The following is a 12,960-nucleotide window of genomic DNA, read 5'->3' on the forward strand; positions in this document are numbered from 1 at the left end:
CGACGGGCTCGCGGACACGGTGGGCGACGGGCTCGCGGACGCGGCGGGTGCCGCGCTCGCGGCGCCCGCGGAGAGCGCGTACGAGGTGCTCGACGCGGCGACCGCGCCGACGAAGAGGCGTCTGCTGATGGCCATACGGGTCCTCCGGGTCGGTCAGTGGGGGGCGAGGTGCCAGACGGCGGGCGGCTGCTGGTCGGCCGGGTACTGGAGCAGCCGGCCGTCCGCGGTGACGTGGAGAGCCATCTGCGTGATCGCATTGGTGAGGCGGTAGCCGCCGCGGACCTTGGTGAGCTGCCAGCGCTGCAGTGTGTTCGACGCCGAACAGGTCTCCTGGGTGACCGGAGTGCCGGGCTGCAGCGGGGTGTTGAGGGTCAGCTTGCCGCTGCGGGTCTCGGCGCACCGTCCGGTCGCCGCCGAGGTGAGCGTGGCGTAGCCGTCGGCGGTGCGGCTGATCCGCCAGTCGGCCGGGGCGGCCCTGCCCTGGGTGTCGCGCAGGGTGTACACGCCTTCGGGCACGGGCAGTCGGGTCAGGTCGCGGTGGCCCGGAGCGTGCCCCACGGTCTCGGCGCGGGCGGCGAACGCCTCGTAGGTGGCGTCGGGTTGGGGCACGCCCCAGGTGGTCTGGGCGATGTAGCGCAGCGGCAGGTCCATGGACTCGGCGACTTCATTCTCGGTCTCGCCGCGTCCGTTGTCCGGCCAGAGACTGATCTTCGCGCCGGTGATGCCCTCGCGGGCGGTCACCTTCTCGCCTTCGAAACTGCGCGGGTCCCACCGCTGCTCGTACAGCGCCTTCGTGTTCATGTGGAAGCCGCCGCGTACGAGGTAGAGCGAGTAGGAGGCGTTGAGCAACGGGTAACCCTTGGCGAGGAGTTCGCTGGGTTTGGTCCGCACGTTCAGCCAGTGCTCGACGGTCGTTCCTGACTTGACGGGGACGGTGTTGTCGCCGGTGAGCCCGTCGTTCCAGATCCGCAGCCGCTTGCCCTTGGCGGCGGCGTAGTCATGGACCCGGTTGACGAAGTCGATGAACGCGTCCTGCGGGGTGGCGCCCGGCCCGTACTTCTTCCTCGCGTACTCCAGGACGTGCGGGTACTTGGCGAAGTCCGAGCCGAGCATGTACTCGTCGGCGCCCATGTGCCAGGAATCGGCCGTGAACACCTCGCCGTACTCGTCGATCAGCGACGTGTAGTACGCGAACGCCTCGGGCGCGGTGACGTCGAGCCGGGACGGCTGCGGCTTGCCGTCGCTGTCGGTGAGCTGGAGATCGGGCCGGTTCTCGATCCACGGGTCCATATGACCCGGGGAGTTGATCTCCGGGATGATGGTGACGTGGTACTTCTCGCCGAGTGCGACGAGCCGGCGGATCTCGTCCTTGGTGTAGTAGCCCCAGCTGTTGGCCTCGGGATGGGCGTCGCTCTTCACCTTGAGTTCGAGGAGCAGCTGGTTGAGCTTGTGGTACGCCATGTCGCGTACGAGGTTCTCCAGCCAGTCCGTGGTGATGTGGATGTAGCAGGCGCAGACCCCGACGCCGCGCTCGGCGTACTGCGGGACGTCGACGGTCCGCCCGGCCGGTATCCGGTGGTCCGCGGCGAGGAGTTGGAGCAGGGTGCGGGAGCCGTAGAAGGCCCCGGCCTCGGTGCCGCCGGTGATGGCGAGCGTGCGTCCAGCCGTGAGTGCGTACCCCTCCTTGCCCAGAGCCCCCTCACGGGCAGGATCGACGGTCACGACCACATCCCCGCTGCGGACCGCTCCCTGCGCGCTGTCCGCGACCGGTACGGTGCCGTGGCCGGCCTCGCGGAGGTCCTCGGCGAGGGTGACGGCGACGCTGCGTGCCTTCTTGTCGTGGGCGTCCACCACCAAGCGCGTATGCCGCCCGAAGGAGTAACTCCCGTCCTCAGACGTCCAGTTCGCCAGAGCGGGGACGGTGACGGGGGGCACGGCCGCGGCGACCGGGGCAGCGGCGGCCGAGGCGGCGCCGGGCATGGGCGCCGCGATCATCAGCAGGGCACCCGCCAGCGTGGCAAGCAACCAGGGGATCGATCGTCTGCGTAGCACTGCGACTCCTGTCGAAGCGGGGTTCCGGGACGGAATCATCGGATCTCTGCCCGCCGATCAAAGCCAGCGACGAAGAGTCGGTCAACATCGCGCGCGGAAGAAGCGCAGAACATCCAATTCCGCTTGGACTTTCGGGCCGGCGGTCGGTCGACCATGACCGTGCCTGGCGTCTCCACCGGGCCTACCGGGCCATTGCGTTGGGGGCGGTCCGGGTGTTCGCTGCCCATGGCAGCTGGGCGTCCGGGCGGCCACGCGCCGGGCCCGGCACCGGGATTGCCGCTCACGCACACCTCAGTGGTACGTGGCGTCCGGAGGGACAGCATGCTCAGGTTCGACTTTCCCCGAGTGACGCGGCCTCCCGCCCCCAGGCGGCTGCTGCGGACCTCCGACGGGGACACCCCCGTCATCGATCAGCCCGTGCGCATGGTGTCGGTGGACACGCCCGAGAAGGCTCACTACGCCGGGCTGCCCGCCACTGCCCAGGTGAAGCTGGACCGTTGCCGGTCCCGACTGGGCGACGGCACCTTCGACGCCTTCCTTCCCGGCAGTCTGCGCGAGTACCTGGTCGCCCGGCTCACCCCGACGGCCGCCGAACGGCATATCGCCGCAGGCAATCGCGCCAGTGCCGAGTTCGACGCACTGCTTGACCGGCGCCTCACCCGCCCGTCCGGCCCACGGCGCAGGGCGGCGATCATCCCGACCGGCGAGATCCTCGACCGGTACGGCCGGCTCCTCGCCTACCTGGCGCCTTGGTTCGACGGAGACGCCTCGGATCCCCTGCCGCCCAGGGACCACCCGGACCGCCGTACGTTCAACCTGGACATGGTCGCCTCCGGCTGGGGTGTCATGTTCCTGGTCCATCCTTCGCTCCCCCACAACGCCGATCTCAACCGGCTCGTCACCGAGGCAGAGCGGGCGTGGACCGAACGACGGGGTGCGTGGGCCGAGTTCGGCGAGGACCTGCTCCTCGCGTACGAGTTCCGTGCCTGCATCAAGCTGGGTGCCGCGCAGTTGGGCGACCCCAAGACGGCAGTCGAGGATGCCTACCAACGCGTCTGCGTCGACCTGCGCGATCTGAGCGTCGTAGGGCTGCACGGCTACCACGAAGTACCGCCGTCACAGCGCCTGTTCATCTGGGCCGACGAGTTCGAGCAGGCTCGAAAGGATCTCGACCTTCCCGGCGATTGAATGGGATGCCCTGCGTCAGTTCCCGAAGGTGACGTCCCGCGTCAGTTCCCGAATGTGATGCCCCGCGTCAGTTCCCGGGGGTGTGGCACGTGAGGGCGGCGTACAGGGTGGGGAGGTCGGTGGGGCGTGTGGCGTCGAGTCCGGTGAGGGCAGTGATCTTGCGGAGCCGGTAGAGAACGGTGTTGGGGTGGACGTTGAGGGCTTGGGCGGTCGTACGACGGTCCAAGTCGTGGCACAGGAAAGCCGTCAGCGTGAGCAGAAGGTCGGCGTGCGCGTCCAGCGGGTCGAGGAGACTGGCGACATGGGCGTGGGCGGGGCCCGGCCGTGAGAGTTGGTACTCGAGGGCGAGGTCTTCCAGCCGGTACAGGCCCGGTGGGCGCGCCGATGCCGTGGCGATACGGGCCAGTTCGGTGGCGACGGGCCACATCGCGGCGACGTCGCAGGGCCGGGCCGGCACTGCCGCGGCGAGGACGGTGGCGCCCGCGGCGCGCTGCAGGCGGGTCAGGAGTTGTACGGTGCCGTCCCAGTGAGCCGGTGTGAGTTCGTCGGGGTCGCTCTCGCCGGGCAGGAGCACCAGGCCGCCCGTGGTGGTGAGTGAGGTGAGGGCGGTTCCGCGGGTGTGGAGGGCGAGTTCCGTGTGCAGGCGCCTGAGTTTACGCTGGGCCGCGGCGTGCGTGTCGACGCCGGCTGCGTGTTCATCGGCGTGCGGCCCTATCGCCAGTGCGAGAACGAAGTAGCCGGCAGGGATCGTGAGTCCCGCTTCCTCGGCTGCCTCCTCGTCGACGCGGCCTTCGCGGAGGGCGGTCAGCAGCAGTTGGCGGGCACTGTGCCGTTCGCCGACGGTGGTCTGCATCTGTTGCACGTAGCCGGCCGTGACGGCGGTGGTGACGTGCTGAAGGTATTCGAGGAGCAGGCTGTGCATGGCGTTGAGGGCCGGCAGGTCTTCGGGCCCGGCCACCGCGGCGAAGTCGTCCGAGCACAGGCGGGCCCCGAGGAAGTACGCGGACACGATGGCTTCGGCCGGCAGCCCTTCCTCCGCCCGGCGGGTGGCCGAGCCGGTCAGCAGGGCGAGTTGCTCGGGACCTGGCATGGAGCCGCTTTCCAGTACGCGCGCGAAGTCGTCCAGGCCCCGACGGATCATGCGCGCCACATCGCCGGAGAGCTGTTCGGCGGGCAGCTTCCGGTAGACGGGGAGTTCCGTGGTCAGCCGCTCCAGGATCGCCGTCTCCAGCCGGTGGACGGATCTGCGCAGGTACTGCTGCACGCTCTCGCTCTCGCCGGTGCCGCCCGTCGTCTCGGCGTTGTACGCGGACACAAACCACCCCTCGTAATGCTGTTTCCCGGACCGGAAGCACGCAGAGCGTGGACCGCGATGATGTATCGCACCACAAACCTACCGGCCGGTAAACAGTGCTGTCCCCCTGCCGGCCCGCCCCCGATCCCTGGCATTGCGCCGCGTCCGCGCGCGCCGCCGTGAGCCGAAGGAGCCGCACGTGAACGTCAGCCTGCGCACGGTACTGGCCTCGACCGTGGCCGCCACCGCCCTGGCAACGACCCTGGTCTCACCGGCTGTCGCCGCCGAGGCCGAGGAGCCGCTCGAGTACGTGGCCCTGGGCGACTCGTTCGCCGCCGCCCCTCTCGTACCGCCGATCGACCCCTCGAACCTGCTGTGCCTGCGCTCGTTGGCGGGCTACCCGCGCATCGCGGCCAAGGCGCTGGGTGCCGAGCTCACCGATGTCAGCTGTTCCGGCGCGACCGCCGAGCACTTCACTGCCTCCCAGCACCCGGGAACCAAGCCTCAGCTGGATGCCCTCACCGAGGAGACGGACGTCGTCAGCATCACCATCGGCGGCAACGACGCCGGGCTCGTCCCCGCCGCCCTGGGATGCGTCAACCTGCTGGCCAAGCCCTTCGGCAGCAGCTGCGCGGCGAGGAACACCAAGGGGGGTGTCGACACCGTGAAGGCAGGCATCGACGCCTGGGCACCGAAGTTCGCCACCACCCTGGACCAGGTCCGGCAGCGAGCCCCGCACGCGGAGGTGTTCGTCATCGGGTACGGCAACTACATCCGCGCCGGCGGCTGCTTCCCCACCCAGCCCATCTGGGACGTCGACGCCACCTACATCCAGGGGGCCACCGACCACCTCAGCGCCGTGCTCGAGACGACAGCCGAGCGGAGCGGCGCGACCTTCGTGGACACCTACTTGCTCGGCATCGGTCACGACTCGTGCGCGGCACCCGCCGACCGGTACATCGAGGGCCTCGTCCCCGCCCACATCGCCACCCCGCTGCATCCCAACGCGAACGGCTCCAAGGCCATCGGCAGCGCACTGGCCGACGCGATCCTGTCCACCACACGCACCGGCTGAGCCGACCTGCACGCGTCCGGAGGGTGGCGGCGAGCGGGGCGGCACTCCACGATGCTCCCTGCGGTCACACTCCGGCCGCCCGCACCCCTCGCAGGCGCGAGAACGCGCTCGCTGCCCGCCCCCCTTCGACCACGGGACACCGATGAACGACTCCGTACTCATCACCACCGGCCTGCCGATCGCCCTGGCCATCATCATGTTCGGCCTCGGACTGTCCCTGACCACCGAGGACTTCAGGAGGGTCAGCCGCACACCGAAGGCGGTGGTCGTCGCGCTGGTGCTACAGGTACTGGTGCTCCCGCTCGTCGCGTTCGGGCTGGTCAAGCTATTCGGCCTCGACCCTTTGCTCGCCGTCGGTGTGATGCTGCTCGCCGCGTCCCCCGGCGGGACCACGGCCAACTTGTTCAGTCACCTCTTCCGCGGGGACGTGGCCCTCAACATCACCCTGACCGCGATCAACTCGGTACTCGCCGCCGTCACCATTCCGGTCATCACCAATCTCGCCATCGACCACTTCGATGCCCAGGGCGACCTCGGGCTGCAGCTCGGCAAGGTGGTGCAGGTGATCGCGATCGTGCTCGTCCCGGTCGCCATCGGCATGGCGGTCCGCCGGCGCTCCGCCGAGTTCGCCGCACGCGCCGACCGCCCCGTCCGCCTCTTCTCCATCGCCGTACTGGTGACCGTCTCGGTCGGTGCCCTGCTGGGCGAGCGGGAGAACCTGTCCGACTACCTGCAGCAGGTCGGATGGGTGACCGGCATCTTCTGCCTCGCGAGCCTGACGCTCGGCTACGGCGTCACCCGGCTGCTCCGCCTTGACAAGCGCCAGGCGATAGCCAGCTCCATGGAGATCGGGATCCACAACACGACGGTGGCTCTCACCATCGCGCTCAGCGTCCTTGACAGCACCGAGGTCGCGATCCCCATCGCCGTCTACTCGGTCCTGATGTACGTCCTCGCGACGGCTTTCGGCTACGCAATCACTCGTGGGAACCCGACCCCGGTCACGCCAGTCGGAGCAAGTTGAGCCGGTACTCCTCGACCTGGGGCAGACGCTGGGCCCCCAGACCGGTGAGCATCTCGCGGTAGTCGGCGGGCAGCGCCTCGTACATCTGCTGCGGCAGTGTGGTCAGGGTGTGCGAGGTGAGCAGGTGCGTGCCGGGACGCCAGTCCTGGAGTTCGGAGGGGTCGGAGCAGGACCAGCGCATCCGGGCTTCGACCTTGCTCAGGGCGTCGTGCTGGTCCTGTGTCGTGATGATGCCGGGGCCCGCGGTGTCCAGGGCGAACTGTGAGCCGGGGAATCGTGCGGCGATCAGGTCCACGACGCCGCGGACGTCCGGCTCGTCGAGGAACGGCAGGACGGCCTCCGCGCTGAAGAAGTACGGACCGTCGGCGCCCTTCGCCACAGCCGCGGCCCAGGACTCGTCGGTGACCGAGCCCGCGATCATGCGCCTGCGTTCGGTGTCGGTGAAGAACGTCCGGCGCAGGTCGATGACGTCGGGCAGGTCGAGGTCGAACCAGCGGGCCCGGCCGTTGTCGACGCGCTCGTACCGGGTGTTCAGGCCCGTGCCGATCTCGACGACGGTGCCCTCGGGGTGCTCCTCCAGGAAGTTCCGTACCCAGTGGTCGAAGAGCGAGGTGCGCAGCACCGTGCCGATCAGGCTGGGCAGTTCGTCGAAGCGGGCGAAGTCGTAGTCGATCGCGCCGGCGATCTCCTCGGCCCGCGGATCACGCAGCGCCGGCTCCGGCTTGCGGTTCTCCACCGCGCGCCCGTACAGCGGGATGAGCAGGGTTTCCTGGACTGTGCCGAGTTGTACGCCGTGACCTGTCATGGTCGCCTCCGTCGTCGTCGGTCGTGGTGGTCCCGGATCGTGCCCGGGGCGGGCGGCGCCGTGGCTGCGACCGTCGCCCGCCCCGGAGTTCAGGCCCGCATCGCCGCGAGCGCCGAGTGCTCGTGGTCGCCGCTGGGTTCGCGTGCGTACGAGGGTTCGTGCGCGTACGGGGGTTGGTCCGCGTACGGGGGTTGGTCCGCGTGCTCGTGTGCGCAGGCCTCGTCGGCGCCCGCGGCGTCCCAGGCCGGGAACGGGTCGGCCGAGGGACGGGCTTCCCCCTCGGCCATGAGGCAGTTCTCGAGGGCCGCCCGGAGCGCCTCCGCGCGCAGCCCCACACCGATGAACACCAGCTCCTGCCCCTCGGCGGCCCCGGCCTCTCGGGCGCCGGAGGGTTCGAAGCGGGCCACGGACCCGGCCTGGGACCACAGACCGTTCACCCCAGGCCGGGTCGCCAGCCGGAAGAAGCCCTTGGAACGCAGGACCCTGCCGTACGCCCCGCTGTCCAGCCCCTCGGTGACCAGCTGCCACAACCGCTCCGGGTGGAAGGGCAGTTCGGAGCGGAAGACCATGCTGGAGATGCCGTACTCCTCGGTCTCCGGCACGTGGTCGCCGTTGAGTTCCATGACCCAGCCGGGTGCCTGCTGTGCGCGCTCCAGGTCGAAGAGTCCGGTGCCGAGCACCTGGTTCAGATCGACGCGGCCCCGGACGGCCCGGACGATGCGGGCGACCGGGTTGAGGCGGGCCAGCGTGGCGTGCAGACCGTCAGCGGCCTCGGGGCCCACCAGGTCGAGCTTGTTGAGCACGATGACGTCGGCGAACTCGACCTGGTCCACGAGGAGATCGCTCACCGTGCGCTCGTCCTCCTCGTACGGTGCGAGCCCTCGCTCGGCGAGTTCGTCCCCGCTCGTCAGCTCCGGCAGGAAGTTCACGGCGTCCACGACGGTGACCATCGTGTCGAGCCGCGCGAGGTCGCCGAGGGTGGCTCCGTCATCGCGGGGGAAGGCGAACGTGGCCGCGACCGGCATCGGTTCGGAGATTCCGCTGGACTCGATGAGCAGGTGGTCGAAGCGGCCCTCGCGGGCGAGGCGGTCGATCTCCTCGAGGAGGTCGTCGCGCAGGGTGCAGCAGATGCAGCCGTTGGTCATCTCGACCAGGCGCTCCTCGGTGCGCGACAGGGCCGCCTCACCGCCGCGCACCAGCGCCGCGTCGATGTTGATCTCGCTCATGTCGTTGACGATGACCGCGACGCGCAGGCCTTCGCGGTTGCCGAGGACGTGGTTGAGCAAGGTGGTCTTGCCCGCGCCCAGGAATCCGGAGAGCACCGTCACGGGCAGCCGGCCGTCGACCGCGTCCGCCTTGTGTGTCATCCCGGTCAGCCCTCGGGGTGCAGCAGGCCGCGCTCGTACGCCTTGACGAGGCGCTGCGGCACGAGGTGCGTCGTGCCGTCCACGGCGACCGGCACGAGCTGCGCCGTCGTCGCCTTCCACTGGGCCCTGCGGTGGCGGGTGTTGCTGCGGGACATCTTCCGCTTGGGAACGGCCATGGGGTGGCTCCTGATCTCGGTCGGGCGTGCGTCGTTCACGCTACATGAAAATGGTTCCCATTAACAATGAGAGGAGGTTCCGGACATCACCGGGCTCGCGCGATCGGCATCACTGCTCCCGCGAGAGCGCCAGCACGCGGGCGAGCGCCCCGTCGGGCCGTGCGGTGAGCTCCTCCCAGGTGCCTTCCTCCGCGATGCGGCCGCCTTCGAGTACGGCGATGCGGTCGGCGCGGCGGATGGTGGCGGGCCGGTGCGCGATGACGATCGTGGTGCGGTGTCCATCGGCGAGTACGGCGCCGAGTTCGGCGTCGGAGACGTTGTCGAGGTGGGCGGTGGTCTCGTCGAGGACGAGGACGCGGGGCCGGGCCAGGAGGGCGCGGGCGAGTGCGATACGGGCGCGCTGGCCGCCGGAGAGGGTGGCGCCGCGCTCGCCGACGTGGGCGTCCAGGGGCGCGATGCGGTCGATGCCGCAGAGCGCGGCCGTTTCGGCGAGCGTCCGGTCGTCCGCGTCGGGTGCGGACAGGCGCAGATTCTCGGCGAGGGTGCCGTGGAACAGCGGAGTGTCCTGGCCCACCACGGCGACGGCGGTACGGAGCTCCGCGTCGGCGAGGTCGCGCAGGTCGACGGATTCGCCGCTCTCCGAGGTGAGTTGGACGGCTCCGGCCGAGGGGTCCCAGAAGCGGGCGATGAGGTGGGCGCAGGTTGACTTGCCGGCGCCCGAAGTGCCGACGAGAGCGAGGGTCTGCCCGGCGGGGACCGTCAACTCGGTTTCCTGAAGTACGGGTTGGTCGCCGTAGGCGAAGCTCACGCCGTGCAGGCGGACGCCGAGCGGACCTGCGGGCAGAGGGCGGGGAGAGGCGGGTGGCGGTGCGAGTGTGGGGGCCTTGATGCCGGACTCGATCCTCGCTGCCGCGATCCGCAGCCCCATCGCCTGGCTGAGTGCCCGGGCGGATTCGGCGACCGGGCCGAGCATGGACAGCGCGAGTGCCATCGCGGCCGGGGCCCACGCGCCGTGCAACCTCCCGGCGGAGACGGCTCCCGCGGCGGCGGCCACCACGCCCAGCACCGCGAGCACGATCAGCAGGTCCCGTGCGGCGGCGGCCATCGCCTCCCAGGTGGCTTCCGCCCGTTGGGCGTCCCCCAGCTTGCGTCCGCGTGCGGCGAGCTTGGCACGGCGCTCCCCGAGTGCGCCGAAGGCGAGAAGGTCGCGCAGCCCGTCGACGGTCTCCACGGTGTCGGCGGACAGTGCGGCGGCGGCCTGGCGGGTACGAGCGCCTCGGGCGGTACGTCCGCGTGCGTCGGCGAAGGGTGCGGCGGTCAGGAGGACCGTGACCGGCACGACGGCGAGCAGGAGCCAGGGCTCCACAGCGGCGAGCACTCCCGCGCCGCCGGTGAACACCATGCCGGAGGCCAGGAGTTGGGCGGTCGTGTGCGCGTAGAAGAACTCCAGCGCCTCCACGTCGGCCATGGCCGTGGCGGCCAGGTCGCCGCTGCGCTTGCCGGCGACCCGTGCCGGGGCGCTGCGGGCGAGCCCGTCGAAGAGCCGTACGCGCAGTTCGGCAAGGACCCGGTACGCCAGGTCGTGCGAGAGGTCCATCTCGCGCCAGGTCATCAGGGCGCGCAGCAGTACGAGGGCGCCGAGCGCCGCCACGGTCGCGCCCGAAGGCGCGGCGCCTGTGATGACTGCGGCACCGACCGTGTGTGCGGACAGGGTGACCAGCGTGACCAGTGAGCCCTGTTCGAGCAGGGCGGCCACACAGGTGCGGGCCATCATGGCGCGGTGTCCGGCAAGGGCGGGCAGCAGGGCACGCAGCGAACCACGCGCGGGAACAGCGGTGTCGACGGTGCTCATGCGGCGGGGTCTCCTCGGTGCAAGTGGACGATGCTCATACGGCGGGCCCGCTTCGGTGCCGATCGACGGTGCTCATGCAGCGAGCCCTCCTTCAGGCATACGGCCCGCCTCGACGAGCTCCGCGTAGACGCCCCCGGCCGCGACGAGCGCGGCATGGTCGCCTTCGGCGTCCACGCGGCCGCCGTCGAGGACCACGATGCTGTCGGCGTGCCGTACGGCGGCGAGCCGGTGGGCGACGACAAGTACGGTCCGCTCCCCCGCGGCGTCCAGGAGTTCACGGACGATGTCCGCCTCGCGGCGCTCGTCGACGGAGCTGGTGGCCTCGTCGAGCACGAGGACGGACGCGTCGGCGAGCAGGGCACGGGCCAGGGCGAGGCGCTGGCGTTGCCCCCCGGAGAGGGTGGCACCGCGCTCGCCGAGGACGGTGTCGTAGCCGTCGGTGAGCCCGGCTATCTCGTCGTGGACACCGGCGGCGCGGGCAGCGCGGCGCAGCTCCTCGTCGGTGGCGTCGGCCCGGGCCAGGCGCAGGTTGTCGGCGATGCTGGCGTGGAAGAGGTGGGTCTCCTGGGAGACCACGGCGATGCCGCCGCGCAGGGCGTCGAGGGCGTACGAGGTGGTGTCACGGCCGTCGACGGTGATCCGGCCGTGCTGCGGGTCGTGGTGGCGCAGGAGCAGGGCGATCAGGGTGGACTTGCCGGCGCCCGAGGGGCCCACGATCGCGGTGGTGCGGCCGGCTTCGGCGGTGAAGGAGACACCGGTGAGCGCGGATGCTTCACCGCCACGATAGGTGAACTGGACGTTCTCGAAACGCAGTTCGGGCGGAGTGTGCCAGTCGGCCCGAACTGTTCCCGTATCGGAGACGGCGGGTTCGGCGGTCCGCAGGGCCGCGAGTCCGTCCGCGGCCGAGACGCCCAGATAGCCTGCGTGCCACTCCCTGGACAGGTCGCGTACGGGACGGAAGCACTCCCCGGCCAGCAGCAGCACCAGATAGGTGCCGGTGGCCGTGGTCGATCCGGACGCCGTCGACCAGCACGCGAGCAGGGCGGCGGCCGCGGTGCCGCCCTGGATGGCCAGGTCGGTGATACCGGTGTCGACGAGCGAGACACGGAGCTTGGCCACGGTGGCGCGGTGCAGTGCGCCCGACCGTTCCTCGAGGCGCCCGCGTGCGCGGCCGACGGCACCCGCTGCACGCAGCGCGGGCATGCCCTGCAGGGCCTCGAGATAGTCGGCGCCGAGTTGTTCGTACGTGTCCCAGTGCTCCTTGCCGCGCCGGGCGAGGAGCCGGTCCCAGGCGCGCGGTCCGGCGAGGGCGAGCACCAGCGCCGGTACGAGGCCGAACAGGGCGCGCGGTTCGATGACGGCGACGGCGATGAGCAGCAGCGGAGGTGCGGTGAGCGTGACGATGAGCTGGGGGAGGTAGCGGGAGACGTAGGCGTCGACGCCTTCGACTCCGTCGACCAGGGTGGTGCGGACGGCTCCCGTGCGGGCCGTGGTCAGGTGGGCGGGGCCGAGGCGGCCGAGGTGGGCGAAGAGCTCGTCGCGCAGCCGGACCCGGACGCGCGCTCCGGCCCGGGTCGCGATGCGCCGCTGCCACAGACCGAGTGCCGCGCGGACGGTCACGATGGCCGCAACCACCGTGAGAAGAAGCGGCAGTTCACCGGTTTCCCCGCGGGCGATGGCGGCGAGAGCGAAGGCGAGCAGAACGGCCTGGGCGAGCCAGCTGAGGGCGACTGCCCCTTGCAGGACGGTGGCCGCGAGCAGCTCACGGCGTGCGAGGCGTGCGGCGCGGCGCAGCTCCGGGTGGACGATCACTCAGGTCCCCTCCTCGGGTCGGCCCAGAGCCAGGCCGTGGACGATCCAGTCTTGTTCCGGCTTGTGGCCGAGCGCCGCGCCCAGGTCGGCCTGTTGCCAGGAGCCGATGGGGCGGGCCGCCAACCCCCTTTGCAGGGCCGCGATTTGTGCGCGGCCGACGGCGAACCCGGCGCGCAGGTGGGTACGCCGGATCCGCTCGGCATCCGCGCCGGACGGGCAGCCGTAGGCGATGAGCACCGCACCCGCGTCCGCGATCCACCGCTGGCCCGCGGCCCAGGCGGCGAGGGTGGGGCGGGCCTCCCCCGCGGCCAGCCG

The 12,960-nt window shown here is 70.9% G+C and carries 11 protein-coding genes; 3 read left to right on the top strand and 8 right to left on the bottom strand.

What is annotated here, in order from left to right; translation table 11 throughout:
• Window positions 1-153: 153 nt before the first annotated feature.
• Complete coding sequence (locus tag ABT367_RS37420; RefSeq protein ID WP_434975628.1) at window positions 154-1,995, bottom strand: family 20 glycosylhydrolase; 1,842 nt, start codon at window positions 1,993-1,995, stop codon at window positions 154-156.
• Window positions 1,996-2,397: 402 nt separating this feature from the next.
• Between ABT367_RS37420 and ABT367_RS37425 the strand changes: the two genes are divergently transcribed.
• Window positions 2,398-3,240, top strand: a complete 843-nt coding sequence (locus tag ABT367_RS37425; protein WP_352257924.1) for a hypothetical protein — start codon at window positions 2,398-2,400, stop codon at window positions 3,238-3,240.
• 67 nt (window positions 3,241-3,307) lie between these two features.
• On the opposite strand, the gene ABT367_RS37430 is transcribed toward ABT367_RS37425, so the two are convergent.
• On the bottom strand, window positions 3,308-4,555 hold the full coding sequence (locus ABT367_RS37430; RefSeq protein WP_352257926.1) for a PucR family transcriptional regulator: 1,248 nt from the start codon (window positions 4,553-4,555) through the stop codon (window positions 3,308-3,310).
• Window positions 4,556-4,733: 178 nt separating this feature from the next.
• Here ABT367_RS37430 and ABT367_RS37435 point away from each other — a divergent pair, with 178 nt between their 5' ends.
• Both ABT367_RS37435 and ABT367_RS37440 read left to right on the top strand, forming a co-directional pair.
• On the top strand, window positions 4,734-5,609 hold the full coding sequence (locus ABT367_RS37435) for an SGNH/GDSL hydrolase family protein (RefSeq protein WP_352257928.1): 876 nt from the start codon (window positions 4,734-4,736) through the stop codon (window positions 5,607-5,609).
• A 142-nt stretch (window positions 5,610-5,751) separates the two neighbouring features.
• Window positions 5,752-6,633, top strand: a complete 882-nt coding sequence (locus ABT367_RS37440) for a bile acid:sodium symporter family protein (protein WP_352257930.1) — start codon at window positions 5,752-5,754, stop codon at window positions 6,631-6,633.
• Here ABT367_RS37440 and ABT367_RS37445 read toward each other — a convergent pair.
• From ABT367_RS37445 to ABT367_RS37470, 6 genes are all read right to left on the bottom strand, one after another.
• Window positions 6,611-7,438, bottom strand: a complete 828-nt coding sequence (locus ABT367_RS37445; protein WP_352257932.1) for a class I SAM-dependent methyltransferase — start codon at window positions 7,436-7,438, stop codon at window positions 6,611-6,613. The genes ABT367_RS37440 and ABT367_RS37445 overlap by 23 nt on opposite strands.
• Window positions 7,439-7,527: 89 nt before the next feature.
• On the bottom strand, window positions 7,528-8,805 hold the full coding sequence (locus tag ABT367_RS37450; protein ID WP_352257934.1) for a GTP-binding protein: 1,278 nt from the start codon (window positions 8,803-8,805) through the stop codon (window positions 7,528-7,530).
• Window positions 8,806-8,810: 5 nt separating this feature from the next.
• A complete protein-coding gene (gene rpmF, locus ABT367_RS37455; protein WP_352257936.1) occupies window positions 8,811-8,981 on the bottom strand; it encodes a 50S ribosomal protein L32 in 171 nt (56 codons plus the stop codon).
• A gap of 109 nt (window positions 8,982-9,090) precedes the next feature.
• Window positions 9,091-10,833 (bottom strand): ABC transporter ATP-binding protein, encoded by a 1,743-nt coding sequence (locus ABT367_RS37460; protein ID WP_352257938.1) that lies wholly within the window; start codon window positions 10,831-10,833, stop codon window positions 9,091-9,093.
• A 72-nt stretch (window positions 10,834-10,905) separates the two neighbouring features.
• The gene (locus ABT367_RS37465; RefSeq protein ID WP_352257940.1) at window positions 10,906-12,645 is read right to left on the bottom strand and encodes an ABC transporter ATP-binding protein/permease; all 1,740 of its coding nucleotides are present in this window, start codon (window positions 12,643-12,645) and stop codon (window positions 10,906-10,908) included.
• The coding region (locus ABT367_RS37470; RefSeq protein WP_434975627.1) for a nitroreductase family protein at window positions 12,646-12,960 on the bottom strand (315 nt) is incomplete at its 5' end.

The sequence above is a fragment of the Streptomyces mesophilus genome (genome assembly GCF_040300965.1).
Taxonomy (GTDB): domain Bacteria; phylum Actinomycetota; class Actinomycetes; order Streptomycetales; family Streptomycetaceae; genus Streptomyces; species Streptomyces mesophilus_A.